The sequence below is a fragment of the Paenibacillus sp. FSL W8-0187 genome (genome assembly GCF_037969755.1).
Taxonomy (GTDB): Bacteria; Bacillota; Bacilli; order Paenibacillales; family Paenibacillaceae; genus Paenibacillus_AQ.
Window position 1 is genome coordinate 4,894,018 of the sequence record NZ_CP150206.1, and the last position, 26,202, is coordinate 4,920,219.

Here is a 26,202-nt window from a genome sequence, read left to right on the forward strand (position 1 = left end):
CCCCCCTATATCAGCCTCCCTGCGATTGGAAAAATTGCTGAATGGCGCTGACGATTTGGCGGGACGCAGTGCCGTCGCCAAACGGATTATGGGCTCTTGCCATGCTGTGGTACGCTTCCTTATCCGTCAGCAGCTGCTCTATTCCAGCCTGAACCGCTTCACACTTCGTACCGACGCATTTTAGAGTACCGGCCGTGACTCCTTCCGGGCGCTCGGTTTTATCCCTCAGTACCAGAACCGGCTTCCCTAGTGACGGCGCTTCCTCCTGTATGCCGCCGGAATCCGTCAAGACCAGATAGGAACGCTGCATGATATGATGCAGATCTACCACATCGAGCGGTTCGGTCAAGTGAATTCGCTCGTGCCCCTCAAGCTCTTGCGCGACCGCCTCCTGCAGCACAGGGTTTGGATGGACCGGATATATCACTTCAATATCAGGGTGCTTTTGGATCACCCGCTTCACTGCCTCAAATACCCCTTTCATCGGTTCTCCCCAGTTTTCCCTGCGATGCATGGTCATCAGTATTAATCGGCTATTTTTCCGTAACTTGCTCTGTATCGGATGCTCAAAAGGAGCCTGAAGCGTCCACTTCATCGCATCGATTCCCGTGTTTCCCGTTACATATACGTGAGCCGAACGGTTCTCAGCTTTGAGATTTGATGCGGACAGCGCCGTCGGGGCAAAGTGCATATCAGCCACTCTGCCGATCCACTCGCGGTTCATCTCCTCTGGAAACGGCGCGTATTTATCATACGTCCGCAGCCCTGCTTCCACATGTCCCACCGGAATCTTCGCGTAATAAGCTGCTAAAGCACCGATAAATGCTGTCGTTGTATCCCCGTGGACCAGCACAAGATCATATTTTCTCGCTTGGAATACCTTCTCCATCCCTTTTAGCAGATCAGCGCTCAGACTGTATAAGGATTGCCCTTCCTTCATGATATTCAGATCCGTTTGCGTCTGGATTTCAAAAAAACGAAGCACCTGATCCAACATCGCCCGGTGCTGTGCGGTTACGCATACGATTGGAGTTAAACCCGGGGCTGACTCCAATTCCTTGACCAAAGGTGCCATTTTGATCGCTTCCGGACGCGTTCCGAATATAACAAGAACATTTTTCTGTCTCACGAACCTTCACTCCCCCTCGTTTTATATGAAAAGATAGATCTGAATCCTCATATCTTAAACATTATATGGCAAGTTGATAGATTCGTTCCGGTCAGTTGCATCCTTGTAGAAATCAACCATTTTTCGGCCTTTCGCTCATTCGTCCAATTCTATGAAGCTAGCAATGCATATATTATCCCGAGTACAAAAGAAAGGAGGAAACCTCTTGGCTGTTATCATTTATCCGAGAACGATGAACTGGTCGTATATGAAACAGAGACCGCAGCAGCTTATGACTCAATTGGGGGCGCTTGGTCATCAGGTTTTCTTCGAAAACCTGGCACCGCTGGATAAGGAGTTCAAAGAAGTGGAACCGAATGTGTTCCTATTCACAGATACCAAAACATTTCTGCACAAAAAACTGCCTGCCCTTCGCAAAGAACATCCGATTGTCGTCTGGACGACGTGGTCTAAACTCCGGACTCGCATTTCCACTCTCTTTAAGCCCGACATTACGATCTACGACTGCTGCGATGAATTTCCGCATTGGGCTAAGTATGAACCCAAAATGATTGACGAGGCGGACCATGTCGTATGTACCGCAGAGGTGATTCACACCCGGTTGTCCCTGGCTTATCCGGACAAACCGCTCACCCTGATCCCGAATGGCGCTGACTCCTCATTTTTTCATATTCCATTCAGTGAAAGGCCCGCCGATCTCCCTCCGGGTCCTGTTGTCGCTTATATCGGCGCCTGGGCGTATTGGGTAGATCATGAGCTGTTTGCTAAGGCGGCCCTTCGTTTTCCAAACGTCCAATTCGTTTCCATTGGAGCTCCTTACGGCAGCTCCGGCGATTATTCGAAGCTTCCCAATGTGCATATACTCGGTGAAAAGCCGCACCAGGAGCTCAAACGTTATCTGACTCATATTGACGTTGCTTTGATCCCCTTCCAATACCATCCGATTACGCTGGCAACCAATCCAGTCAAGGCGTACGAGTATATGGCATCCGGTGTTCGCGTACTATCAACAGCTCTGCCGGAATGCATTGCCATGGAGCCGCATGTTACCACAGCGACAACCCATGATGATTTCTTGGGCAAGCTGTCCTCCATGCTGCATCACCCGGATACAGCAGAGCATAAGCTGGCACGCATTGCCTACGCCAGAGAGAATCGCTGGGTTGAACGCGGATTGAAAGCCGATCAAGTGATTCGGCAGGCCATCCTGGACAAAGGCATGAGCTCCCATTGAAACCTTATGCCAAACTATGTACGCAGCCATTCGGCTACAGAGCCACCGATACGTTTGCCTATCGCAAACAAATTATTCAGGAAATCTCACAAATAGACCGTGAGTGGATTCTATGGGGCGGTAACTTGTCCTTTTCCAATAAGAGCGCACAGACTTCCATTCCGATGCCAACCCCAATTCCAGATCATATTGTCTGTATATGCATGAACGGTGCCCCGCTGTATTGGAGAAAATCCTGGCTGCTTGCTGCTCTTACCTACTGGAATAACAGGCTTCCGGCTGCCAAATTTCTGCCTTACGACCTGCTGCCTGAAGACCCAAGCCTTACGATGCATCTGGACCCAACGCAAAATCCTCCGTATCAAAAGGATCTGGAGTATATTCTCCCTATTCTGTCCGCAACAAGGATGCGAAATAACACCACCAGCTCCAAAGGGTCTTTATCCCCTGAAATTCCTCAGCAGCCTGTCGTCTCCATTCTGATGAGCATCCACAATATGAAGAACACTTTAGGCTGGAGCATCCGTTCCGTGTTGGCACAATCAAGCGATAACTGGGAGCTGCTAATAGGTGATGACGGCTCTGAAGACGATAGTCTGGAGGAAGCCTGTGCTTATCTTGACAGCAGAATTCGGGTTCTGTCTCAATCGCGTAACCGCGGAAAGGCGATCATGATGAATCGGCTGCTTTTCGAAGCAAATGGTCAATATATTCTGGAATTGGATGGCGATGACTGGCTGGCTCCCGATGCGGCCGCACTCCTGTCCAAAGCGCTTGACAACAATCCGGACAGCAGGATGGCCACGGGCCGGTATGGATGCTGGGAACGCACCCGGCAGTTCGGTCCTCTATGGAGAAGAAACGTTGATTCGGGCAAGCTTTATTCGGCGTGGTCTACTTCCTTAAATCGAACGAATCTACACGGCCACCCGCTCGTCCCCCGTATGTATCGAAAGTCATCCCTAATCGACATTGGCGGCTGGTGGGATCGGGAGGATCGCTTCGGACGTATCTTCGAAGATATCGATGTCATTGCCAGGCTTCTTAAGCACAGCTCACCGATTCAGGTCGATGCCGTATTGTATCATCGCGTCATTTATGGCAGCAGTACCAGCCAACGTAACCGCAACCTCTTCGAAGCCTGGTGTCAGCAAGCACACAAGAGTTAGACAGCGCATGAAAAGGAGGTGATACGTACATGCATATTGCCGCTTCCGGGTACTATGGAATGGGAAACTTCGGTGATGATTTATTTCTTCACACCCTTCGCCAAGTATTCCATGATCATCACGTCTATCCCTGGAACTCCCGATTGGATCCCCGTCAGACGGATGCCTTCATCATCGGTGGCGGAGATTTAATTACACCCTACTCGTTCAGTCCCTATTACTTCCCCCCTCAGCTCGTAGGACAGCCCACTTGGGTCTATGGCGTCGGCATTGTGGATGCCTACCCCGAACACACCTGGCCTGAAGAGCAGGTATCCGCCTATCGGGATATCATTTCCAAGGCAAACCGCGCGGTGTTCCGGGATGAACGATCGTCGGCCATCGCCAAGCGGGCAGGCTTCCACCGGAATGTCGAAACAGCCCCTGACATGGTATTCGGCTATCGTCAGCCCGATATCCCGGTGAAACGTTTCTCTAAACGTCCAACGATTGGCGTCGTTGTGTTTTCCTATGCATCATTTCCGATGGACAACATGACCAAACTGCTGGCACATCTTATCGCCAAAGGCTATCATGCCGTCCTTATCCCGGTCATTCATCATCCGGGCAACGCGTACTCCGATTACAACACATGTCTGCAATTGCAGCAAAAGGTAAAGGAGTCTACACCCGCTGCTTCCATTGAGACGCTGCCGTTTCTTATGGACATTGAGCTCACTTACCGGTTCATTCAATCTGTCGACTATTTGATATCTTTTAAGCTTCACCCGTCGCTAGCCGCTTTACGTGGCGGCAAGCCTGTACTGGCGCTTAGCACCATGAGCAAAGTGCATAGCCTGCTGAGCTCTTTTCATCTCGGTCAGTACTTTACGGATTATCGTCAGCCGCTTGATGTTCTGGTCGATAAAACCGAAACCTTCCTTAAATACGGCCCTGGTCATGTGCAGCAGATTATGCCCCTGATCCGCGCAGCGGAGGAAGAAAGCACCGCTTCGCTTTTAGAATTAAAGAGGCATATCGAAGAGCACAACCGTTGGTAATACAGAAAGGAGAATGACTATGTGTTGCTTCCTGTTCTGCAGAAGACTTGCAAGGCGAGTCAAGATGTTAACACGGCAGGTCGAACTTCTAAGCCAGGAAACCAGTCAATTAACCGAACGGGTAGAATCATTGGAAAGTCAGGTCCTCACCGGTTTAACGATTAATCCGGAGCTGACTCAATTTTTCGAAGTCCGTACCGGCCAACAAGTCCGGGTCAGCACAACGTTTGTCACGTTGGAAGGGGTCGTTTTGGCTACTGCTGAAGATGGTGTTCAGCTCCGTGAGGCATCTGGTGACCTTGTGCTGATTCCATTCGCCAATATTACTTCCGTTCAGTAATTCCATCGAATGATGCTGGATCCTCAGCTTCAAACTTTCATTACGGCAAGGAGGTTAACCGATATGCGCTACGTGGATTGGCTGCAAGGATTTATCGGCTCGGAAACCGAAGTAATGGTGCCCGGAGATGTGATCATTGGCACGCTGACCAAAGTGGGCGAAGGAACCATCACCTTAAAAGTACCGCCCATTATCTATGGTCCTCCTACAGATACGGCCATCATCCCGCTTCGTTCAATTGAATTCGTTCGGATCGTCTCTTCATAAGAAGCATGTGCCCGCAGATCGAGCCGAACATGAAGAAGGACCGAAAGTATATCTTTCGGTCCTTCTATATACATATTCGATTAGACCAGTGTCTAGTCTTGTTGTTCTACAGCATTCTCTTCTTCTTTAATCAAACCCGCGAAGAGGGCATGAACGAACTGCTCGGAGTCAAAGGTCTGGAGGTCGCCCATTTTCTCTCCCAAGCCTACCAGTTTCACCGGAAGATTCAACTCTTGACGAATCGCGATCACGATGCCGCCCTTAGCCGTGCCATCCAGCTTGGTTAATACGAGGCCGGTCACGCCGCTCTTCTCCCCAAACAGCTTCGCTTGGCTCAACGCATTCTGTCCTGTCGTCGCATCAAGGACCATCAGTACCTCATGCGGGGCACTCGGAATTTCGCGTTGAATGACGCGGAAGATTTTATTCAACTCTTCCATCAGATTCGTTTTGTTCTGAAGGCGTCCCGCCGTATCACAGAGCAGAACATCCGCTTGCCGCTGCTTGGCTGCTTGAACGGCATCGAACATAACAGCTGCCGGGTCTGAGCCGGGCTGCTGTTTAATGACTTCAACGCCAACCCGTTCTCCCCATACTTCCAGCTGTTCAATCGCACCTGCACGGAACGTGTCGCCCGCTGCGAGCAAAACCTTCTTGCCCTCCTGCTTGTAACGATGCGCCAGCTTGCCAATCGTAGTTGTTTTACCGACTCCGTTAACGCCGACAAACAGAATGACCGTAATGCCATCCGGATTCTCCCGCAGTTCATTGCTGCTGTCATCACGAAGGAGTCCCATCAGCTTCTCTGACAATACTGGCTGCAGATCGGCAGCGTCTTCAATCCGCCGTTTCTTCACTTCGGCACGAAGATCGTCCATCAGATCCATCACGGTATTCACGCCGACATCAGCACCAATCAGAATCTCTTCCAATTCCTCGTAGAATTCTTCATCGATTTTTTTTCGGCGAATCACCAGGTCCGACACTTTCTCGATAAAACCCTTCCGGGTTTTCTCGAGTCCGTCGCGGAACTGTTTTGTTACATTTTCCGTTTTGCTGGAAATGCTCTCTTTTAACTTCTTAAAAAAGCTCATACGTACCCTCCATGTCGTTATGTTAAATTAGGCAATCTCCGCTTCCTCATTCTCAAGTTTGACAGACACCAGCTTCGACACGCCGCCTTCTTCCATTGTGACGCCGTATAGCACATCCGCCTCTTCCATCGTCCCTTTGCGGTGGGTGACCACAATAAACTGCGTTTGTTCAGAGAACTCCCGCAAATATTGGGCAAATCGGACCACGTTCGCTTCATCCAGCGCCGCTTCGACCTCATCCAGTACGCAGAACGGAACCGGCTTCACCTGCAAAATGGCAAATAGCAGCGCCATAGCGGTTAATGCACGCTCTCCGCCGGAGAGCAGCTGCAGATTTTGCAGCTTCTTGCCAGGGGGCTGTGCGACGATATCGATCCCCGTCTCAAGCAATCGATCCGGATCGATCAGGACCAGGTCGGCTCGTCCGCCTCCGAACAACTTCGTAAATACCGTGCCGAACTCGCGCCGGATCGCATCGAACGTCAGCTTGAAGCGCTTGGACATTTCATCGTCCATTTCCTTAATGACCTGGTACAGCGTTGTCTTCGCTTCAACCAGATCCGCCTTTTGCTCACTCAAGAACAGATATCTCTCATTGACACGCTGATACTCTTCAATGGCCCCAAGATTCACATCTCCGAGGGAAGTTATCGACCTCTTCAAATCACGCACTTCGTTCTGAGCGGCCGTGATGTCTTCCGGAATCGGATACCGCTGCTTGGCAAGCTCATAACTCAGCTCATAGTCCTCGCTTAATTTCTTCAATATATTCTCAAGCTCAACATCGAGCCGGTTTACCCCAATCTCGGTCTGGCGAAGCTGATCATCCACGGACCGCAGCTGCGTGCGCTGTTCCTTGGTTTCGCTCTCTTCCAGCTCCAGCTTCCGGCTTAGCGCGGTGCGTGCAGCCCGTTTGAATTCAAGCTGCTGCGTCGCCTCTTCCTTCTTCAGCTTGTACTGGTTCAGATCCTCGATCTGCTTCACGCTTTCGCTTTCGTTCTGATTCAGGTCGGCTTGAACGGAGGCCAGCATCGTGCGGTTCTGCTTCTGCTCCTTCTCATGGTTGTCGACATCCGACTGAAGGCGCTTGAGCTGTTCCTCCAGTGAGAAGGTTTCCTGATCCAGCTTTCCTTCGCGAACCTTGAGGTTCGTCAACTGACTTTGAAGCTCTTCCTTCGCCGATTCATTTGCTTTCCGGGCAAACTCTGCAGCTTGGATGGCCAGATGGGTCGATTTCTCTTCTTCCTCCAGCTCGGACAACAGCTTCTGCGCGCGTTCACGGCTTGCCTGAATCTCTTTGGCTTCCTTCTCTTGACTGCTCTTCTCTTCGCCTGCCAGCTCGGCTTGTTCGAGTACGTGGCGCAGCTCATGCTCAAGCTGCTTGCGGTCCCCTGCAGCCTGCTGTTCCTCAATCCGCTTATCGTCTCCGGCTTTACGGAGCTCGTCCAGCTTATTCTGAGATTCAATCATTTGATTCCGGACGCTTTCAATGCCCTGCTGCAGCTTCTCCAGCTGCTTCTCGGTTTCCGAAATTTCCTGATCGAGCTGATCCAATTGACGCTTGCGACCCAGCAGACTGTTCGTTTTCTTGTGCTGACTACCGCCTGTCATGGATCCGCCTGCATTGACCACGTCTCCCTCGAGCGTGACTACACGGAAGCGATAGGAGAATCTGGCGGCAATTTTGTTCGCTTGCTCCAAGGTCTCGGCGATGACGACATTGCCCAAAAGGCTGCCGACGATGTTGCTATATCTGGGATCATACTTCACCAACTCGGAGCCAAAACCTACAAACCCGGCTTCCCCTTCTGCCAAATGCCGGTCGGATGCGGATACATTCCGCGGACGAATGACGTCCAGAGGCAGAAAGGTCGCCCGACCTAACTGGCGCTGCTTCAGGAAGGCAATCGCCTGCCTGGATACGGATTCGTTCTCCATGACGATATGCTGAACTGATGCGCCAAGGGCGGTCTCCATCGCAAGCTCAAGCTTTTCCGGTACACGAATAAGCTCGGCCACAGCACCATGAACGCCATGGAGCACGGATTTGCGGGATGCCTTCAGCACTTCCTTAACACCTAGCATAAATCCGTCAAAATCGTCCTGAAGCTCTTTCATGGTATCGCGGCGGGAAATTTGCGCTTCTCGCTTCTGCTCCCATTTCCGAAGGGCTCCCTGCGTCTCTTCCTGTAATTTCTGCAGGGATTGATATCGCTCGCTCTCGCTGATATAACCGCTGCGAAGGTCGGCAATCTCTTTACCGAAGCGTTCAATGCTTCGATCGATACTCTCTTTGCGGCGGAGCAAATCCTCTTTCAGGGCTTCCCACTTACCTGACTCTTCTTGTGCTCGATTCATCCGCCGGTCCAGCGCCTCCTGCTGCTGGTCCGCATACCGGATTTCATTCCGCGCTTGAGCCATTTGGTTCATAAGCTCCAGCAAATTCCCCTTCAAGCTCTCTTCCTGCTGCTGACTGATTCCGCCGGTTACGCCCACCAGCTTCGCTTCTTCCGCTGACAGCTGATCCCGCACCTGGGTTAATTCCTGCTGGAGCTCTTGCAGCTTGCTCTTCATGCTCGCAAGCTCGCTTACGCGCTCTCCCAAACGATGATCGCCTGATTGCAAACTTTCTTCCAACTGCTCGCGCGTACGTTCCAGGTTACGGCGGCGCTCCTTAAGCACCTCGCCATAGCCTTCGCTCTTCTCAAACAGCTCGCTGAATTGGAGCAGCTGGCTCTGCAGATCCTCAACTTCCTGCTCCAGCTGGCGCAGTGCCGATCGGTCACTCTCTAGCTTGGCATCATGCGCGGATACAACGGTGGACAGAGCAAGCTGCTCTTCCTTCAGCTGCTCCAGCTTGGCATTGGCCTCGCTCCATGAGGTATGTATCTGTTCGATCTGATACACATACAGAGAGATTTCCTTGTGCTTCAGCTCTTCCCGAAGTTCCTTGTAGCGAATAGCCTTCTCGGACTGCTCTTTCAGCGGTCCGATCTGATCCTCAAGCTCTGTAACCAAGTCGTGGATACGAAGCAGGTTTTGCTCCGTTTCATCCAGCTTGCGCACAGACTCTTTTTTACGAGATTTATATTTAACGATCCCGGATGCTTCCTCAAAAATCCCCCGGCGATCTTCTGAACGTGTACTCAAAATTTCCTCAATACGGCCTTGTCCGATGATAGAATAGGCTTCTTTACCGATTCCGGTATCCATGAACAGCTCCGTAATATCCTTGAGTCGGCACGATTGCCGATTAATGAAATACTCGCTGTCCCCGCTGCGGTGCACCCGTCTGGTTACGGTTACCTCATTAAAATCCAGCGGCAGCACATGGTCCTCGTTGTCCAGCGTAAGGGAGACCTCTCCATAATTAACCGCTTTGCGCGCATCACTCCCGGCAAAGATAATATCCTCCATCTTGCCGCCGCGAAGCGATTTGGCACTTTGCTCGCCGAGCACCCAGCGGATCCCATCGGAAATGTTGCTCTTACCGCTGCCATTCGGACCTACAACGGCTGTAATTCCCCGGACAAATTCCATCTCCGTCTTGTCGGCAAACGATTTAAATCCTGCTAACTCGATCCGTTTCAAAAACATATTCGATCTATCACCTCTCCTGCTATTGTACCACAAGTAGAATCGGCTTCACCGCCGTCTTTGGACGAGGTCCATTAACGTAATAAGCAGCTGTCCCTTTATAAAGACAGACAACGAAAAGAGCAAAAAACAGTCATCCTATCCGGGTCCGGTTATCCGCTTGACTGCTCTTTGCTCTTTGTTTGTCATCACATCAGCGAAGCTTTAGGCATCCGCACGTTTCAGCTGCTTTAGGGCTACTGCCGCTGCCTGCTGCTCGGCTTCTTTCTTGGATCTGCCGCTTCCACGTCCAAGACATTCGCTTCCCATGTAAACCTCCGAGACAAACTCCCGCTCATGTGCCGGTCCTCGCTCTTCTACGATACGATATTCCAGTGCGCCCATGCCGTGATGCTGGGTCAGTTCCTGAAGCTCGGTCTTATAATCGCTCATCTGCGGACGACCGTTGACGGTCACCGTGGGAAAGACATGGTCGCTTAAAAACCGGCGAACCGCTTCCAATCCCTGATCCAGATAAAGCGCCCCCACAAATGACTCAAATACGTCTGCCAGAAGAGCCGGGCGGGTTCGACCGCCCGTCATTTCCTCTCCTTTGCCTAGCAGAACGTAACGTCCAAAATCCAGACCTACAGCGAATTGAACCAAGGAAGGCTCGCATACGATAGCGGCCCGCAGCTTGGTTAACTCACCTTCCGGACGGTCCGGAAATAGGTTGTATAAGAATTCGCTCACCGTCAGCTCCAGAACAGCATCCCCGAGAAATTCAAGACGCTCGTTGTCCTGGCTCTGACTGAAGCGATGTTCGTTTACATAAGATGCGTGGGTAAAGGCCTGCTTCAGCAGCATTGCATTGCGAAACTGGATTTGAAGTTTATGCTGTAACTGCTTCAGATCTCCACTCAACACACTGTCCCCTTACTCGGCGTATTTTTTCAGGATAATCGTAGCATTATGCCCGCCAAATCCAAACGAATTGGACATGACGATATCCAAATCGGCTTTACGCGGGTGATTCGGTACATAGTCAAGATCACACTCCGGATCTTGATCCTCCAGGTTAATCGTTGGTGCAATGATTTGGTTCTTCAAGCTCAGTCCGCAGATAACGGCCTCAACGCCGCCAGCAGCCCCAAGCAAATGACCTGTCATCGACTTGGTTGAACTAACGGCCACTTTATAGGCATGGTCACCGAGAGCCATCTTAACGGCCTTCGTTTCCGAGCGGTCACCCACCGGCGTTGAAGTCCCGTGAGCATTAATGTAATCCACTTCCTCCGGCGCAATGCCTGCGTCACGGATCGCCATCTTCATGCAGCGGGCTGCTCCATCCGGATCCGGCTCGGTAATATGATGGGCATCGGCACTAAGGCCATAGCCAACCACCTCGGCATAAATGTTGGCACCGCGTTTCAACGCATGCTCCAGGGATTCGATCACAAGTACGCCAGCGCCTTCACCCATTACAAAACCGTCGCGGCCGGTATCGAATGGCCGACTGGCTTTCTCCGGCTCGTCATTGCGGGTTGACATTGCACGCATAGCGCAGAAACCAGCCATCCCTGTTGGACGAATGGTTGCCTCCGCCCCGCCGCAGATCATGACATCCGCATCACCACGCTGAATCAGACGATATGAATCGCCGATCGAATGTGTTCCGGTAGCACAAGCCGTAACCTGTGTGGTGTTCGGACCCTTGGCTCCCAGATTGATCGACATCTGGCCTGAGGCCATGTTTGCGATCATCATCGGAATAAAGAATGGGCTTACACGTTTCGGGCCCTTCTCGAGCAGGATATTATGCTGATCCTCCCAAGTTCCCAAACCGCCGATACCCGATCCGATCGATACGCCAACACGCTCTGCATCGGCATTCACTCCAATTTCAAGACCACTGTCCTCAAGCGCCTTCGAACCGGCTGCAACCGCAAGCTGTACAAATCGGTCCATCCTGCGGGCTTCTTTGCGATCCATGTAATCCTCAGGATTAAAATCCTTCATGGATGCTGCAATTTGCGTTGTGTAATCACTCACATCAAATGCTTCGATGCGGGATACGCCAGACTTGCCTTCCATCAAACTGTTCCAGAATGTATCCAGGTCTTGACCAATCGAAGTCATGACTCCCATTCCTGTTACAACGACTCTATGTTTCAAACAGACTCACCTCTATGTGGACTGCCCGTCCATCTATGAGGCCGCACACGCAGACTCATGATAACGAAGGCAGTAATAATCTATCACTTGTTCGTGCTAAAGCTTGGATTGAATGTGGAGAAGTCCCGTCTTGCTAAAGAACGGGACTTAACTGTAATGACTTAGGTATGAGATTGTATGTAATTTACAACTTCACCTACGGTCGTAATTTTCTCCGCATCTTCATCAGAGATCTCCATATCAAACTCATCTTCCAACTCCATCACCAATTCAACTACATCGAGAGAATCAGCTCCAAGGTCGTCTTTGAAAGATGCTTCTAATGTTACGTCGGCTTCGTCAACACCCAGGCGGTCGATAACGATGCGTTTCACGCGTTCCAATACATCGGACATCCGGCTCACCTCCTCTTGGTAATTATACGAGATATGACTTCAAATTGCCATAGAAGGCATTTGAAAACGTTTTAATGCCCGGCGGCCAGCGCCGGAACAGTAGCGGCGTCTACATATACATGCCGCCATCCACATGCAGGACTTGTCCAGTCATATAGGATGCACTGGAAGATGCTAGAAAAGCAACCACGCCGGCAATCTCCTCCGGCTGACCCAGTCGGGCGAGCGGAATTCCGCCAAGCAGGCCTTCCCGCATGTCCTCAGGAAGTTCCCGGGTCATATCGGTATCGATAAAACCAGGAGCCACAGCGTTCACCGTAATCCCGCGGGAAGCCAATTCCCGCGCGGCTGATTTGGTCAGACCGATGACTCCGGCTTTGGCCGCAACATAGTTGGCTTGCCCCGGATTACCAAGCGCTCCGACAACGGAGGATATATTGATAATGCGTCCATAACGTTGTTTCATCATGGGACGCGTCACCGCCTTAAGACAATTGAATACCCCTTTAAGATTCGTTTCGATCACCTGATCGAACTCCTCTTCCTTCATCCGCATGATTAGATTATCTCTAGTAATCCCTGCATTATTCACCAGGATATCAATTCGACCAAAAGTCTCCATCACCTGCTTTACCATGGCATCGGCTTCTTCAGTCCGTCCAACGTTGGATTTAACCGCGATGGCCGATACGCCCTTTGCGCGAATCGCCTCCACAACCTCGGTTGCGGCCGCTTCGCTTCCTGCATAATTGACAGCAACGTTAGCGCCCAGATCAGCAAGTCCAAGAGCAATGCTCCGGCCAATGCCGCGGGAAGCACCCGTAACAAGCGCAGTCTGTCCTTTTAGAGCTTCACTCATACCTATTCCTCCTTTCCAGAGTGATCTGGTTTTTATCCATCGTTATTTATACTACGGTCTCCAAACTGCTGACGCTGTCCAGACTATTTACATTAATGACTTTGACGGATTTGTCAATCTTCTTGATCAAACCGCTGAGCACGCTGCCAGGACCAATCTCGACGAAGGTATCCACGCCTTGAGCGATCATCCATTCCACGCTGTCATGCCAAAGCACGGGGGAGTATACCTGTTCCACCAGCAAACCGCGGATGGCAGCGGCATCTTCTACCGAACGCGCCGTCACATTGGCAACTACCGGCACGGAAGGGGTATTAAACGCAGCCTGCTCCAGTTTACCAGCCAGCCGGTCAGCCGCCTCCTTCATCAAGGTCGAATGGAAGGGTCCGCTAACCTCCAGGGGGATAGCCCGCTTGCCGCCAGCTTCCTTCACTCTTTCTGCAGCAGCTGCGACGCCTTGAGCTGAACCCGAGATGACGATTTGCCCCGGACAGTTCATGTTCGCAAGTTCTACAACATGTCCCTCTGCCGAAATGCGCTTGCACAGCTCGGACAAAGCCTCACGATCTGCGCCAAGCACGGCTGCCATTGCGCCTTGACCTCCGGGAACGGCTGCCTCCATGTATTCTCCGCGGGCTCTAACGATCGACACAGCTTCTTCGAACGAAAGCACGCCTGCACATACAAGTGCACTGTATTCGCCGAGGGAATGGCCCGCAACGTAATCCGGTTCGATCCCCTTTCCACGAATGGCTTCCAGGTAAGCCATGCTGGTTGCGAGTAGAGCTGGCTGAGTGTTTACCGTTTGTTTCAAATCTTCATCAGGACCATTAAAAATAATGGAGCTGAGCGGAAATCCAAGCTGATCATCCGCGGCTAGAAAAAGATCCCTTGCAGCAGGAACCGCATCATAGGCATCCTTACCCATTCCGACGGACTGAGCGCCTTGACCAGGAAATATAAATGCTGTTTTACCCAAAATCGTGAGCTCCCTTCTCTTATTTCACTAGGCCTAAAAGCTGTTATGTTTACCAGATAAGTACGGAGGAACCCCATGTTAATCCGCCACCAAACCCAACCATCAACACCTTGTCTCCTTCTTTCAGGCGGCCGGACTCCTGTGCTTCGACAAGAGCTAACGGCACGGAAGCGGCTGAGGTATTGGCGTATTTATCAACATTGATCATGACTTTCTCTTCCGGAAGCTCCAAACGCTCCATGGCAGATTTAATAATCCGGATGTTGGCTTGATGAGGAATGAATAAGTCGATATCCTTTTTGTCGATGCCTGCTTTGGATAATACAGCTTCCGTGGCAGATCCCATTACCCGTACCGCAAATTTGAACACTTCGCGGCCGTTCATATAAATAAAGTGTTTATTCGTGTTAATTGTTTCAGCAGAAGCCGGTAATCTCGAACCGCCTGCCTCAATGTACAGATGCGCTCCGCCTGCACCTTCCGCACCAAGATCAAAGGCTTGGAACCCGCGGCCTTCCGGCACTTCGCCGACAATCGCCGCTCCGGCACCGTCGCCAAATAGAACGCAGGTATTACGGTCGGTATAGTCCGTAATGCGGGACAAGCAGTCCACTCCGATCACCAAAGCATTGTTGTACATGCCCGTCTTCACGAAATTTGTAGCTGTAGCCAGGCCGTATACAAATCCCGAGCAAGCAGCCGACAGGTCAAATGCCGCCGCCTTTTTGGCTCCAAGCCGATCCTGAAGCAAACATGCGGTCGATGGAAAGAACATATCCGGCGTAATGGTCGCCACAATAATCAAGTCCAGATCCTCGGCGTTCATTCCGGCTGATTTCAACGCGTTCACAGCAGCGTGGTAAGCCAAATCCGACGTCGCTTCATTTGGAGCGGCAATATGCCGTTCCCGGATTCCCGTCATCGAGACAATCCATTCATCGCTTGTATCTACCATTTTCTCTAAATCATGATTTGACAATATTTTTTCAGGTACGTATTTGCCTGTGCCAATAATACCGACTGGACGCAAATTGTTCATTTCCTCACTCACTTCCCGCTGATTTCATTCGAAATACTCTCTACCAATCGGTTCTGCAGCGCCGTCCGCGCTTGGCGAACCCCATTCTTGATGGCGTTCGCATCCGATGAACCATGGCTCTTAACGACCAGACCGCCCAGACCAAGCAGAGGCGCTCCGCCATGCTCCTTATAATCAAGCGTCGATTTCAGGCTGCGAAGCTCTGGCATCATCAAGGCGGCAGCCATCTTGGTCTTAAGAGACTTGCTGAACTGCTCCTTCAACAGCGAAAAGAGTGCGCCAGCTGTTCCTTCAATCGATTTCAACAAAATATTGCCCGAGAACCCATCACATACGAGTACATCACAAACACCGTTCATGACATCGCGGGACTCAACATTGCCAACAAAATGAATGGGCAGCTCCTCCAGCAACGGATAAGCATGCTTCGTCAGTTCATTGCCCTTGCCCGGCTCGGTACCGACATTTAACAGCCCGACCCGAGGTTTGGTGATTCCATGCACCTTCTCGCGATACAGGCTGCCCATTAATGCGTACTGCTGCAGATGCTCAGGCTTCGAATCCATATTCGCTCCAAGATCCAAGGCGAGCATCCCCTTGCCATCGAGAGTAGGAATCATTGGCGCAAGCGCAGGCCGCTCAATCCCCTTCATCCTGCCCACGACGAGTAGTCCGGTTGTCATGAGGGCCCCCGTATTGCCTGCCGAGATCATGGCATCGGCTTCGCCTTCGCGAATCATGCGCCCCGCCACAACCATTGAAGCATCCTTCTTCCGGCGGACAGCCTTTACCGGCTCATCCTCCGCTTCTATGACTTCACTTGCATGAACCACCTTCAGATTGGACGGTTTGTCCTTCAACAGTGCTCCAATCTGCGCTTCATCCCCTACGAGAATGATCTCGGTATCGCTCCATTCCTGTGCAGCAATGAGCGCGCCTTCGACGTTACTCTGGGGAGCGTTGTCGCCGCCCATCGCATCAATCGCAATTCTCATGCCAAACTTCCTCCTTTACTTATGTCATTCTCCTGCAGATCGGTAGATTACGAAATTCCCCTGAAACACCATTTCATCAGCGACATAAGTAAACACTTCCACCTTGGCCTTTCCCTTCTGGCCGGCAATGGACCTAACGTAGGCTTTGGCAATGCATTTCTCGCCGAGACGCACCTGTCTCAAAAACCGTATATCCGCTGAAGACGTCAACGCGATTTCTTCATTGATTACGGCAATGGCAAGTGAATTGGCTTGAGCGAACACGTAATGCCCGCGGGCAATTCGCGTTTTGCTGAATACATGTTCCTCACGGATTTCAAATATCGATATTCCGCTCTTGTCCAACTGCAAGTCAACGACATCCCCGATCACCTCTTCGAGTGACAAGGAACGAACCTGGTCATAAGAATGCTCCGCCATCTGCTTCATTCGCTCACGAAGCTCCGGGATGCCAAGTTCCATACGGTCAAGGCGTATCGTCTGAATGCTCACTTTAAGCTGGCGAGTCAACTCGCGGTCTGTAACAAAGGGATTCTCGTCGATCAGCTGAATCAGCCGCTGGTGACGGTCTTTCTTGGATAAACGATCGATGACGAAACAACTCCTTCTGCCGCTATGAAAGCCGCCATTCTTCAAACATACATATATGTAAATTAGTCGCAAATATTAGAACCTGGTACTAATGTTAAGTATAAATCATGTCACGTTAAAAAGAAAGGGGGACTTCAGACAAAAAAAATAGCACCTCACCAAAGATGAAGTACTACTTATTTAAAAATTATTGTTTGATGATCTCTCTTGCCTTATACGTTCCGCATACTTTACATACGCGATGAGCAAGTTTCAATTCTCCGCATTGCTCGCATTTCACCATGCCTGGCACAGCCAGCTTAAAATGAGTACGACGCTTGTCACGACGTGTTTTGGACGTTCTACGTTGAGGTACTGCCATGTTCCCACCTCCTTATCAATTCAACCCGCTGAACACGGGTGCCAAATCCATCATCATTTAAAGAAGTCCTTCAGTCCGGCTAGCCTAGGATCGATCACTTCCGTATCGCAGTTGCACGTGCTTTCATTCAGGTCCTTGCCGCAATTCGGGCAGAGTCCCTTGCAGTCGGCTTTGCACACCGGAGCTAGCGGCAGGTGGAGCAAAAATGCTTCTTCTACATAGGGAGTGAGATCCACACTCTCACCTTGCACGTATGTAGTGTCATCATTCTCATCCTGAATCGATTCAGGATCTACCACCGGCTGGAATACTTCATGAAAAGGGATGTGCACATGTTCACTGATCGGCCTCAGACAGCGGGAGCAATTCATCTCCAGCTCGCCTTGCAACCTTCCATGAACATCCACCGTACCAGAAATCGATGAGGCTGCTGTCAAATCCACGTCTAATGGCTGAACAGCAATAATGTCCTTCCGATCCTTAACGGCATTGCTTACATCCACGGTTTGATGGAACTGTAACGGTTGATCGCTGGTTGTCAATTTACGAAATTGAATTAGCATATCCATCACTCCAAACAAACAAAGATTATTATACCGATTCCCAAAGACTTTTGTCAACAGGATAACCCTAAAGAACCATGATTGTTCCCCGATATTTCTCACGCTACAACGAGATTATCACCCATATATGGCGATGAGCTTATTGTTGCAGGAACGTCCTGTAATTATGTTATATTCTTATCAAGGAGTTGAAACTAATGAAGACGGTTGGCATTGTCGTTGAATATAATCCCTTACATAACGGTCATGTTCTGCATTATCGTAAATCCAAAGAAGTAACAGGGGCGGATGCCGTTGTTGCAGTGATGAGCGGTCCTTTTCTCCAACGCGGCGAACCTGCTATTGCAGGCAAACGCGCACGCGCCGAAATGGCCCTTGCCATGGGAGTAGATCTGTGCATCGAGCTGCCGGTAACCTATGCCGTGCAGCCTGCAGAATGGTTTGCATACGGTGCGATAGCTATTCTGGAAGCTACCGGGGTGGTGGACTGTCTTTCCTTCGGATCGGAGAGCGGTACGCTGGAGCAGCTTCTACCGCTGTCCCGTTCGCTTGCCAGCGAATCCGGCGAGCTCCAATCCGAAATTGAAAGGCATCTCCGGGAAGGCATGAACTTCCCGTCCGCTTACGGTGCTGCCGCTGCAGCCCTATTCGGCGAGTCCGGACAAGCAATTGCCCATTTGCAAGAGCTGCTCACGCAGCCGAACAATTCCTTGGGCCTGCACTATCTGATTGCCCTCCACCGCCTTGGCAGCCGCATTACACCCTACACCATTCCAAGAGAAAACGCGCACTACCACGATCCCTTGCCGGGAGACTCGTCCATTGCCAGTGCAACCGCCATCCGTAACATCATTCTTTCACAGGGCTTGGAAGCAGCCAGACCCTACATCCCCGAATTCACGCACAACATCATGGAGCGGGAAATGGAAAGCGGACTAGCTCCCGTCCACTGGGAACAGTTTCGTCAGCCGCTGTTTCAATCCCTACTCACGCATACACCCGCGCAGCTTGAAGGCTTCCTTGAAGTTACCGAAGGCTTGGAATATCGTGTTCAGCGCATGCTTGCGCAGTTGAAGCAGCCCACGGTTGGGTCTCTCCTCGAAGCGTTGAAGACCAAACGCTATACCCGCACCAAACTTCAGCGTATGCTCCTGCACATCATGCTCAATCATGACAAGGCATCCATGAATCGCGAGGAGCTGGCCAAAGGTCCGGGATATATCAGGGTCCTTGGCTTCAGCGACACAGGGCGTTCCTTGCTGAAACGAATGAAGCAGAGCGCCTCGCTACCTGTTATCCAGAAGCCGACAACGCTGGAGCATCCTCAGCTGGAGAGGGACCTGATGGCAGCCGCCGTATACGCCAACGGACACCCTAAGCCGGATATCCGCCATTACTACAGCGATTACCTGCTGCCGCCACTCACCCCTTAGGCGGCAGCTGCTCCAGATAATCTACTGCATCCTGCAGATCGTCAACCGGGACCAACTTCATATCCGTTTTGATTCGGTCCGCCCGCTTCTTGGCTTCATCGTAATTTTTTTGCGGCACAAAAAAGATATCGGCTTCCTTCCGGTCAGCCGCCACGATCTTGTGTTTCACGCCGCCAATAGGACCTACGGCGCCTGATTTGTCAATGGTACCCGTTCCCGCTACCCGATAACCTCTGCTTAAATCACCTTCGGTGAGCTGGTTATAGATTTCAAGGGTAAAAATCAGTCCGGCTGAAGGTCCACCGATATTGGTATCCGCAAAATGAATCGTGTGATCGGGATTCGCCGGCTCTACGCTTTGCATCGTCGCAATCATGACGCCAAGACCCGGACGCTCCGCTCCGGTCTTCTCATCCTTAATGCTAACAAGCTGAACCTGTTCCTTAACGGTTTTCCCCTTGCGTTCAAGCTCCACGGACACCACTTCCCCGATCGTTTTCTCGCTTAACAGGCTGGCAATTTTCTCATTATCCTCTGCCGGCTGCCCATCAATCTTGATCAATTTATCGCCAGGCCGGAAATGCTCGGCATTAGCAGATTTTTCGGAGATCGACATCACGAATACATAAGCAGGCTCGATACTGTAGTCAATACCAGCTTCTTGATAAGCGGCTTCCATTGCAGCGGACTGGGAAGAATTCATGTAATACACTTGTGTGGCTGCATATTCGTCCTTACTCTGATCTCCCATTTTCTCGGCCTTTTTCACAACCTCCGAATTGGGATTAAACGCAGACATCATTAACAAAACCATATTGGCATAGCTTGCCGAAACGGTTGTCATCATAAATGTGCCCTCTTCCGCCGGATCGCTCTTCTCGACATTGATCATGGGGCGAACCTCCTCGGCGCTCCCCGGCTGGTATACAAGATAAGGGGTCGGCATATAAACGACAACGTACAGCATGACCCCAACCATTAATAAATACAGCGCAATTTTTAAGCCATTCGGTTTTACAGACTTCTTCATGTAGTTTCCTTCCCTCCGCCTTATATATCCAGCCTTCCACCAAGTTTGGTCTGACGGTTGTCTCCTTTGCATAAAGTTGTACTAGCCATGTTTACGCTGAAAGGAGATTCCTTATGAATAAAGACAACGCCGTCAAGTCATCAAACGGGCTGTGGAACACCATCCTGCTGGGTGCTGCCGCTTTCCTGCTTGTACTGGCTGTCGTCAGCGCGCCCGAACCTGCCTTCCAAGCCACCCTGCAAGCACTAAAGCTATGGTGGAATATCGTATTTCCCGCTTTGCTGCCGTTTCTCGTTCTGGTGGAAATACTCATCGCCTATGGCTGGGCCCATGGAGTTGGCGTACTGCTGGACCCTTTGATGAAAAAAATATTCAAACTTCCCGGTGCTGGCGGCTGGGTTCTTATAACAGGAATGACAGCCGGGTTCCCGGCAGGAGCGCAGGCCGCCTCCGGAATGTATAGACAAGGCGAGCTTCGTGCCGATGAGGCCGGAAGGCTCGCCGCTTTATCCCACTTCTGCAATCCAATGACCATTCTCGTTGTCATCGGAACTGGTCTGCTCCATCAACCGGAAACTGGTTATCTGCTGCTGATCGTTCATTGGATTTCCGGACTGCTGGCCGCTTGGATATTCGGGCTTTTCCATAAACCGGCTTCCTCAGAAGGAACACGGCAGTTTACAGCATCGTTAAATAAAGTCCGATCAAGCAAATTTACCCAACGTCCCCTTTTAAAAAGGGCAGCGACTGCTGCTCTGGAGGCCCATCAGCGGGATGGACGGAGCTTTGGCAAGTTACTGGGCGACTCCGTTACCCGTTCGGTTCAAACTTTAATGATGACAGGCGGCTTTATCTTGTTCTTCGCCGTCCTGACAAGAGTATTGACCGGTCACCTGCTGCCGCAGCTTCCGCCCTATCTTGTATCTGGACTATTGGAGGCCCATCTGGCAGCCCAATCCATCAGCTCATCGGCATTCCAAGCAGGCATATTGCAGCTGGCTGTACTGTCCGCCGCACTGGCATGGAGCGGAATCAGCGCTCAACTGCAAAGCCTGTCGCTGATGCAGGAGACTGGTCTCTCTTGGCGTTACTTTATGGTGAAGCGAGCCTTGCATTCGGTGCTCGCCTTTGCGATTACACTGGCCATGTGGAAACCGTTCAGCGCCCTATCAGCAGGCATCGTACCAGCCTTCCGAACGGAACCGCTGGATCACGCCAACGCTGATCAGCACTTCAACTTTTGGAGTGGATTGCCTTCATTCTTGCAGGTTCAAGGCGTAATCTGCTTATTATTGATAGCGGCGTTCTGGCTGTGTTCCCGTCTTATTGACCGTTATCGCCACTAAATTTACGGCGCATCGCGGCATGGACCTCGGGGCTGACCAGATCCGTTGTATCTCCATTAAAATGCGCGATTTCCTTAACAAGACTTGAGCTCAGGAACGAATATTTCGGGTGTGTCATCATAAAGATCGTCTCCGCATCCGGATTCAACTTATGATTGGTGGATGCTAATTGAAGTTCATATTCAAAGTCGGTCACCGTGCGGATCCCCCGTACAATGACCTGGGCATTCTTCTGGCGGATATAATTCGCCAGAAGGTCACGGAAGCTGTCGATTTCCACATTCGGAAGATGTGCTGTTTCCTGTCTCAAGAGGTCCTTGCGCTCTTCAATCGTGAACAGCGGGTTCTTGCTTAGATTATTCAACACGGCCACAATAAGCAGATCAAACTGCTTGGAAGCGCGTGTGATAATATCCATATGTCCCATGGTGACCGGATCAAAACTTCCCGGGTATACGGCAACACGGTATGTACTAGTATTCTCATTTCTCATCCTGTAATTCCTCCTCATCAAGCTCTGACGCTTGATCTTGCGCTGTGTCGTAACGGTATATCGATATGGCGGCTTCTCCGTACTTCGCAGTCCGGAAACAACAAAAGTCACCAAATTTCTCAGGATAATTGTAGCTTGATTCGTATTCCAATACCACCACAGCTGAATCTTGCAGCAAACCTCGCTCTGCCATGTCCAGCATCAGCTCATCACCATTCTTAAACCTGTATGGCGGGTCCAAAAAGACCAGATCGAAGCTGTAGCCGCGCTTTTCTAGCGCTTTTAGCGCTCGTGCCGCATCATTGCGGTACACCTCGGCGCCTTCTTCAAGCCTGGTTGCCTTCAAATTATCCTTGATCGTACTGATGCTCTTCGGCTCCACATCAATAAAAACAGCACGTTCCATCCCCCGGCTTAATGCCTCAATGCCAAGGCCTCCCGTGCCTGCGAACAGGTCAAGCAGGACGCCCCCCTCAAAGTAAGGACCGATCATACTGAATATGGATTCTTTCACTTTATCCGTCGTCGGACGGGTGCTTGTACCAGGCACACTTTTGAGCGGCCGGCCCTTTGCACTTCCGGATACTACTCTCACTGCTTCATTCACCCGTTTCATTATCTATAAATTCATTGCCAAGACAACGCCATTGACAGTAATTATCGTAACACAATCATCCCATATATGAAAAACGAAACATAACGTCTCTCCATTTTTTTTCAAAGTCAGGTATATTTCTACCGCAGCCGGGCATCCTTGAAATATCGACATCAATGAATGTCGTAGACAACCGCGGAGAAGACTTACGTTTCCCCATAAGCTCTTCGTCCGGTTTCTCCTCTCCCATGAGGGAATCTCTTCGGAGGTTCCCGAACTAAATCCCTGTAACGGCAATGTCTATTACAGGGATTTAGTTCTTTTTTTATGTTGAGCCGCTCACCTCGTTGAGCGGCTTTTTTCCATATCAATCCTCACCTTCTAGTCAGACGGTTCACCTAACCTTATATGAAAAGCATAACCAATCCCTCTCAGCCAACGTTCTAACGATAAAGGGCATGATGGGAGGAACACGTGATGAACCTGTTTTTATATGCAGGATTGGCTTGCTTGTTGATTGCAGCGCTTCTATCCGGAGCGTTTATTACGGGATACCAACAAAGAGCCAACTTCTATGCTGAATCCAAGGACGACCGCGCATCCAGAGAGAGAGTAGCCAACTGGTTCTTATTAGCCGGTTTCGTATTTCTTGCGGTCGCCGGCATTGTGTATTTGTTCCGCTAAGTTGGCACTTTGAACATTTACTTGCTCCCCGCAGCGCAGAATAAAAGCACAGAAGCACCGTTCAGGAAATTCGCCAAAATCGAAACGATGAAGAATGATTTATACGAGGCTTTATTGATATTGAGGGGGAACCGATATTACTTAATCAGGTTTCTGCTACCGATGATCCCCTTGGCAATCCCCTTAACTTAACACCGTTAGGCCGACGCAGTTCATCATACAATCGCGAGCTTAACTGGCAAGACGCCCCCGGATATCCGGCGAGCGTTTTTTTGTTCCCCTCTTTAAGGTCATAACGCCACGCAACCTTTGCAGGAATAACACCGATTTTGTCGAATCAATAAATCTGTTTGAAAAATATTCCTAATGTTACAGTGAAGAGAGGTCATGTAAGTGAGAAGAACGTTGTATGTTCTCGTATTGTTCAGCATGCTGGTGGGACTTGGCTTTGCGGGCACGACGCACGGGATCGCTGCTGCCGAAGAGTCCAGGCTCCAGATCAGCGATATTGCGGGAAGAAACACCTACCTGATGAGCGATGGCTCCATGTGGTCCCTGATTGACGGACGACATGCCATACGGACGCCGGGTAAAGTTGCAGCCATCAGCGGTTATGAATACGAAGGCATTGGTATGACGCAGGATGGGCGATTAGTGGAATGGGATATCGGCAAGGGACCCCAGGTCGTTCCGGGAACAAGCGGCGTGAAGCAGATAGCGGGTTACTACTGGCTGAAGTCAGACGGTACCGTATGGGGCGGCTCGGAAAAAGCAAAAAACCTCAGCGGCATTTTGCTCATCGCCAATGCCGATCAAGAATTTGCCGCCTTGTCCTCCAACGGGGAGCTGTTACTGCAGGATAACTACAAAAATGGACAATTCAAGAAGCTCGGCATCGTGGAAAACCCTTCAGGGGTTAAATCCATGACGGTTCACAGCGGGCGTGTAGCCCTTTTGCGTGACAACGGTGACGTGGTTGTATACGAAACGTCCAACTTTGACGATAACGGGCGCATCATACCAGTTACCGTCGCTCAGAATGCAGCTCATATCGTTTATGCTTCCAATGAGCCGACGGATCTTCTGATTGTGACGCTCCAAGACGGAACCGTATGGACAACCGGAGTGTATAAAGACCGCTGGAAGCTCAAGGAGCAGGTCTCCGGACTGAGCGGGATCGTAAAAACCTCCATTTACGGAAATGCAAAGGATCTATCGGAGGGATTCTATGCGCAGCGCTCTGACGGAAGCTGGATCCATCACCAGGATGGACAGAACAAATCGGTTGATGTGCCTGTCGTTAAGGCCGTATCGGTTTCGGTATCCGATGCCAAGCCTTATGTAGGGGATGTCCTGGAAGTCAGTATCCAGGAGACTTACACGAACGGGGCCAAGATCAAAGTACCGATTAAAGATGCCCAGATCGATATAGAGAAGCCTTATTTGATGAACATGCAGAAGAATGGAACCCTTAAGTCTGCGGGCGTTGGCAAGACACAGATTACGGTAACCTCGGGTGGTCTGTCCAAATCGATAACGGTATCGTCCAGCCTGCGCAACAATTTGAAATATGCAAAACAGATCAACGGGAATATCATGGTGCCGGCGAAATCCGTCATTCAGGCACTGGGCGGCGCCTACTCGACCAAAAACGGAGCCGTGGAGGCCAAGTTCGAAGAGACCGTGCTCTCGCTTACAGCAGGCAGCAACCAGGCCAAGCTGAATGATAGTCCGCTGCGCCTAAAAGCAGCACCGATCAAAGACAAAGGCGAGCTGCTGATTCCGGCCGCCGTGTTATCCGATGTTCTGGGTGCGAAAATCAGCTGGGATACCAAGTGGAAACAAGCGAATATCTCCTTCGGAAGCGATGCAGAGATGACTATTGTCTCTAACGAAACGGCTGGCTTGATCAAAAAAGCCATGCAAGGCAGCTTGGTTAAATTCATCGGCCGAACGTATTGGGTGAATGATTTCGAAGACCTGGAACGCTTCTCGAAATTATCGGTAACCGACATTTTGCCGGACGACAAAGGCGAATTCAACGTGATCTTCAAAACGGCATCAGGAAAAACAGTGAAAAGCTATCCTATGCGCTCTTCGGAAGTGCTGCAGCTGTTTGCAGACCGTTCTTCTTTATTAAATTACGATCCTTATCAAAAATACAAATGGTCCGCATCGGTCTGGAAACAGATTAAAGCAGGCCAGGTTTCCCTCGGCATGACAAAAGAACAGGTGCAGCTTTCATGGGGGAACCCGGCAGCCAAGGACATTACCACTGGCGGCGGTAAAACCATTGAAACCTGGGGGTACTCGAATTTCGATATCGTATCTTTCGTAAACGGTAAAGTTATACTGATTATGATGTAACATGAGTAACAGGCCGGGGCCAGACCTCTGACCGGATAATATTCGTTCTCCCAAGAACAGACCGCTCTTCTCGAGCGGTCTGTTTTTATTAGTGATGCTCTGATAGACGGTTAAAACGATGATTCATGACAAGTCATGAAAGCCGATTCTCGCTTCAAAAAAACAGGACCGCCCTAAAAAGAGGCCATGCCTCTTTAGGACGGTCTGTCGTTGTGACTGCTCATGGTGCTCGGTATCACTTATTGATTCAATTGGTTTGTTCACTCAAGAGATGGATTAGATAAATGCGCGAGTAATGATCACCAACAAGATGAATAATACCAAAATAGCACCTACAGAAGAGCCATATCCATAGCCACCATAACCTTCTCCTACTCCGCTCACATGAATCCCTCCTTTTTTGAACATACCACATGTTATGTTGGTTCCGCTCAAATGAACTGGGCTG

Annotated in this window: 26 protein-coding genes; 9 read left to right on the forward strand and 17 right to left on the reverse strand. The window is 50.6% G+C overall.

Features of this window, described 5'->3' with window-relative positions:
* Window positions 1–10 precede the first annotated feature (10 nt).
* Window positions 11–1,075: a UDP-N-acetylglucosamine 2-epimerase (non-hydrolyzing) gene (gene wecB, locus MKY48_RS21970; protein WP_339273608.1), complete on the reverse strand. Its 1,065-nt coding sequence runs from the start codon at window positions 1,073–1,075 to the stop codon at window positions 11–13.
* Window positions 1,076–1,334: 259 nt separating this feature from the next.
* Here wecB and MKY48_RS21975 point away from each other — a divergent pair, with 259 nt between their 5' ends.
* The 5 genes from MKY48_RS21975 (at window position 1,335) to MKY48_RS21995 (ending at window position 5,179) form a co-directional block, all read left to right on the forward strand.
* Window positions 1,335–2,363 carry a glycosyltransferase gene (locus MKY48_RS21975; protein ID WP_339266264.1) on the forward strand — a complete coding sequence of 343 codons (1,029 nt, stop codon included), beginning with the start codon at window positions 1,335–1,337 and terminating at the stop codon, window positions 2,361–2,363.
* Complete coding sequence (locus MKY48_RS21980; RefSeq protein WP_339266266.1) at window positions 2,360–3,532, forward strand: glycosyltransferase; 1,173 nt, start codon at window positions 2,360–2,362, stop codon at window positions 3,530–3,532. The genes MKY48_RS21975 and MKY48_RS21980 overlap by 4 nt, the downstream gene beginning before the upstream one ends.
* 29 nt (window positions 3,533–3,561) lie before the next feature.
* Window positions 3,562–4,572, forward strand: a complete 1,011-nt coding sequence (locus MKY48_RS21985) for a polysaccharide pyruvyl transferase family protein (protein WP_339266267.1) — start codon at window positions 3,562–3,564, stop codon at window positions 4,570–4,572.
* Window positions 4,573–4,636: 64 nt separating this feature from the next.
* The gene (locus MKY48_RS21990) at window positions 4,637–4,912 is read left to right on the forward strand and encodes a hypothetical protein (protein WP_256720743.1); all 276 of its coding nucleotides are present in this window, start codon (window positions 4,637–4,639) and stop codon (window positions 4,910–4,912) included.
* A gap of 63 nt (window positions 4,913–4,975) precedes the next feature.
* Entirely contained in the window at window positions 4,976–5,179 is a 204-nt protein-coding gene (locus MKY48_RS21995) for a hypothetical protein (protein ID WP_076325023.1), read from the forward strand.
* Window positions 5,180–5,271: 92 nt separating this feature from the next.
* On the opposite strand, the gene ftsY is transcribed toward MKY48_RS21995, so the two are convergent.
* The 12 genes from ftsY to MKY48_RS22055 form a co-directional block, all read right to left on the reverse strand.
* Complete coding sequence (gene ftsY, locus MKY48_RS22000) at window positions 5,272–6,273, reverse strand: signal recognition particle-docking protein FtsY (protein WP_098747111.1); 1,002 nt, start codon at window positions 6,271–6,273, stop codon at window positions 5,272–5,274.
* A 27-nt stretch (window positions 6,274–6,300) separates the two neighbouring features.
* Window positions 6,301–9,870, reverse strand: coding sequence for a chromosome segregation protein SMC (gene smc / locus MKY48_RS22005; protein ID WP_339266269.1), 3,570 nt, complete (start codon window positions 9,868–9,870; stop codon window positions 6,301–6,303).
* A gap of 204 nt (window positions 9,871–10,074) precedes the next feature.
* Complete coding sequence (rnc, locus tag MKY48_RS22010) at window positions 10,075–10,773, reverse strand: ribonuclease III (protein ID WP_071220044.1); 699 nt, start codon at window positions 10,771–10,773, stop codon at window positions 10,075–10,077.
* A gap of 12 nt (window positions 10,774–10,785) precedes the next feature.
* Window positions 10,786–12,024: a beta-ketoacyl-ACP synthase II gene (fabF, locus tag MKY48_RS22015; RefSeq protein ID WP_076325026.1), complete on the reverse strand. Its 1,239-nt coding sequence runs from the start codon at window positions 12,022–12,024 to the stop codon at window positions 10,786–10,788.
* Window positions 12,025–12,185: 161 nt separating this feature from the next.
* Entirely contained in the window at window positions 12,186–12,419 is a 234-nt protein-coding gene (gene acpP / locus MKY48_RS22020; protein WP_006211375.1) for an acyl carrier protein, read from the reverse strand.
* Between the two features lie 109 nt (window positions 12,420–12,528).
* On the reverse strand, window positions 12,529–13,278 hold the full coding sequence (gene fabG, locus MKY48_RS22025; protein WP_339266271.1) for a 3-oxoacyl-[acyl-carrier-protein] reductase: 750 nt from the start codon (window positions 13,276–13,278) through the stop codon (window positions 12,529–12,531).
* A gap of 46 nt (window positions 13,279–13,324) precedes the next feature.
* A complete protein-coding gene (fabD, locus tag MKY48_RS22030; RefSeq protein ID WP_339266273.1) occupies window positions 13,325–14,257 on the reverse strand; it encodes an ACP S-malonyltransferase in 933 nt (310 codons plus the stop codon).
* Window positions 14,258–14,306: 49 nt separating this feature from the next.
* A complete protein-coding gene (locus tag MKY48_RS22035; RefSeq protein ID WP_339266275.1) occupies window positions 14,307–15,296 on the reverse strand; it encodes a beta-ketoacyl-ACP synthase III in 990 nt (329 codons plus the stop codon).
* Between the two features lie 8 nt (window positions 15,297–15,304).
* Window positions 15,305–16,291, reverse strand: a complete 987-nt coding sequence (plsX, locus tag MKY48_RS22040) for a phosphate acyltransferase PlsX (RefSeq protein ID WP_215156350.1) — start codon at window positions 16,289–16,291, stop codon at window positions 15,305–15,307.
* A gap of 24 nt (window positions 16,292–16,315) precedes the next feature.
* Entirely contained in the window at window positions 16,316–16,927 is a 612-nt protein-coding gene (fapR, locus tag MKY48_RS22045) for a transcription factor FapR (protein ID WP_179090709.1), read from the reverse strand.
* 142 nt (window positions 16,928–17,069) lie between these two features.
* The gene (gene rpmF / locus MKY48_RS22050) at window positions 17,070–17,243 is read right to left on the reverse strand and encodes a 50S ribosomal protein L32 (RefSeq protein WP_006211382.1); all 174 of its coding nucleotides are present in this window, start codon (window positions 17,241–17,243) and stop codon (window positions 17,070–17,072) included.
* 53 nt (window positions 17,244–17,296) lie between these two features.
* A complete protein-coding gene (locus tag MKY48_RS22055; RefSeq protein ID WP_339266279.1) occupies window positions 17,297–17,806 on the reverse strand; it encodes a DUF177 domain-containing protein in 510 nt (169 codons plus the stop codon).
* 197 nt (window positions 17,807–18,003) lie between these two features.
* Between MKY48_RS22055 and MKY48_RS22060 the strand changes: the two genes are divergently transcribed.
* Window positions 18,004–19,239 (forward strand): nucleotidyltransferase, encoded by a 1,236-nt coding sequence (locus MKY48_RS22060; RefSeq protein ID WP_339266281.1) that lies wholly within the window; start codon window positions 18,004–18,006, stop codon window positions 19,237–19,239.
* On the opposite strand, the gene MKY48_RS22065 is transcribed toward MKY48_RS22060, so the two are convergent.
* Window positions 19,229–20,269: a SepM family pheromone-processing serine protease gene (locus MKY48_RS22065; protein ID WP_076325033.1), complete on the reverse strand. Its 1,041-nt coding sequence runs from the start codon at window positions 20,267–20,269 to the stop codon at window positions 19,229–19,231. The two genes, MKY48_RS22060 and MKY48_RS22065, sit on opposite strands and share 11 nt — an antisense overlap.
* 113 nt (window positions 20,270–20,382) lie before the next feature.
* Between MKY48_RS22065 and MKY48_RS22070 the strand changes: the two genes are divergently transcribed.
* Window positions 20,383–21,615, forward strand: a complete 1,233-nt coding sequence (locus tag MKY48_RS22070; protein WP_339290850.1) for a nucleoside recognition domain-containing protein — start codon at window positions 20,383–20,385, stop codon at window positions 21,613–21,615.
* Here MKY48_RS22070 and coaD read toward each other — a convergent pair.
* Complete coding sequence (coaD, locus tag MKY48_RS22075; protein WP_076325035.1) at window positions 21,593–22,108, reverse strand: pantetheine-phosphate adenylyltransferase; 516 nt, start codon at window positions 22,106–22,108, stop codon at window positions 21,593–21,595. The two genes, MKY48_RS22070 and coaD, sit on opposite strands and share 23 nt — an antisense overlap.
* On the reverse strand, window positions 22,098–22,703 hold the full coding sequence (rsmD, locus tag MKY48_RS22080; RefSeq protein WP_076325254.1) for a 16S rRNA (guanine(966)-N(2))-methyltransferase RsmD: 606 nt from the start codon (window positions 22,701–22,703) through the stop codon (window positions 22,098–22,100). Before rsmD ends, coaD begins: the two co-directional genes overlap by 11 nt.
* Window positions 22,704–23,180: 477 nt before the next feature.
* Between rsmD and MKY48_RS22085 the strand changes: the two genes are divergently transcribed.
* Entirely contained in the window at window positions 23,181–23,387 is a 207-nt protein-coding gene (locus MKY48_RS22085; protein WP_339266288.1) for a DUF5316 family protein, read from the forward strand.
* Window positions 23,388–23,780: 393 nt separating this feature from the next.
* Window positions 23,781–25,754: a stalk domain-containing protein gene (locus MKY48_RS22090; protein WP_339266290.1), complete on the forward strand. Its 1,974-nt coding sequence runs from the start codon at window positions 23,781–23,783 to the stop codon at window positions 25,752–25,754.
* Window positions 25,755–26,030: 276 nt separating this feature from the next.
* Here the strand turns inward: MKY48_RS22090 and MKY48_RS22095 are convergent, their stop codons facing one another.
* On the reverse strand, window positions 26,031–26,162 hold the full coding sequence (locus tag MKY48_RS22095) for a sporulation protein YjcZ (RefSeq protein ID WP_083397613.1): 132 nt from the start codon (window positions 26,160–26,162) through the stop codon (window positions 26,031–26,033).
* Between the last annotated feature and the right edge of the window lie 40 nt (window positions 26,163–26,202).

Excerpts from the sequence above, each read along its gene's own strand:
- wecB (WP_339273608.1), bottom strand. The coding sequence starts at position 1,075 with ATGGCACCTTTGGTCAAGGAATTGGAGTCAGCCCCGGGTTTAACTCCA.
- MKY48_RS21985 (WP_339266267.1), top strand. The coding sequence starts at position 3,562 with ATGCATATTGCCGCTTCCGGGTACTATGGAATGGGAAACTTCGGTGAT.
- MKY48_RS21990 (WP_256720743.1), top strand. The coding sequence starts at position 4,637 with ATGTTAACACGGCAGGTCGAACTTCTAAGCCAGGAAACCAGTCAATTA.
- MKY48_RS21995 (WP_076325023.1), top strand. The coding sequence starts at position 4,976 with ATGCGCTACGTGGATTGGCTGCAAGGATTTATCGGCTCGGAAACCGAA.
- ftsY (WP_098747111.1), bottom strand. The coding sequence starts at position 6,273 with ATGAGCTTTTTTAAGAAGTTAAAAGAGAGCATTTCCAGCAAAACGGAA.
- smc (WP_339266269.1), bottom strand. The coding sequence starts at position 9,870 with ATGTTTTTGAAACGGATCGAGTTAGCAGGATTTAAATCGTTTGCCGAC.
- acpP (WP_006211375.1), bottom strand. The coding sequence starts at position 12,419 with ATGTCCGATGTATTGGAACGCGTGAAACGCATCGTTATCGACCGCCTG.
- fabG (WP_339266271.1), bottom strand. The coding sequence starts at position 13,278 with ATGAGTGAAGCTCTAAAAGGACAGACTGCGCTTGTTACGGGTGCTTCC.
- MKY48_RS22035 (WP_339266275.1), bottom strand. The coding sequence starts at position 15,296 with ATGAACAATTTGCGTCCAGTCGGTATTATTGGCACAGGCAAATACGTA.
- plsX (WP_215156350.1), bottom strand. The coding sequence starts at position 16,291 with ATGAGAATTGCGATTGATGCGATGGGCGGCGACAACGCTCCCCAGAGT.
- rpmF (WP_006211382.1), bottom strand. The coding sequence starts at position 17,243 with ATGGCAGTACCTCAACGTAGAACGTCCAAAACACGTCGTGACAAGCGT.
- MKY48_RS22055 (WP_339266279.1), bottom strand. The coding sequence starts at position 17,806 with ATGCTAATTCAATTTCGTAAATTGACAACCAGCGATCAACCGTTACAG.
- MKY48_RS22060 (WP_339266281.1), top strand. The coding sequence starts at position 18,004 with ATGAAGACGGTTGGCATTGTCGTTGAATATAATCCCTTACATAACGGT.
- MKY48_RS22065 (WP_076325033.1), bottom strand. The coding sequence starts at position 20,269 with ATGAAGAAGTCTGTAAAACCGAATGGCTTAAAAATTGCGCTGTATTTA.
- MKY48_RS22070 (WP_339290850.1), top strand. The coding sequence starts at position 20,383 with ATGAATAAAGACAACGCCGTCAAGTCATCAAACGGGCTGTGGAACACC.
- coaD (WP_076325035.1), bottom strand. The coding sequence starts at position 22,108 with ATGAGAAATGAGAATACTAGTACATACCGTGTTGCCGTATACCCGGGA.
- MKY48_RS22085 (WP_339266288.1), top strand. The coding sequence starts at position 23,181 with ATGAACCTGTTTTTATATGCAGGATTGGCTTGCTTGTTGATTGCAGCG.
- MKY48_RS22095 (WP_083397613.1), bottom strand. The coding sequence starts at position 26,162 with ATGTTCAAAAAAGGAGGGATTCATGTGAGCGGAGTAGGAGAAGGTTAT.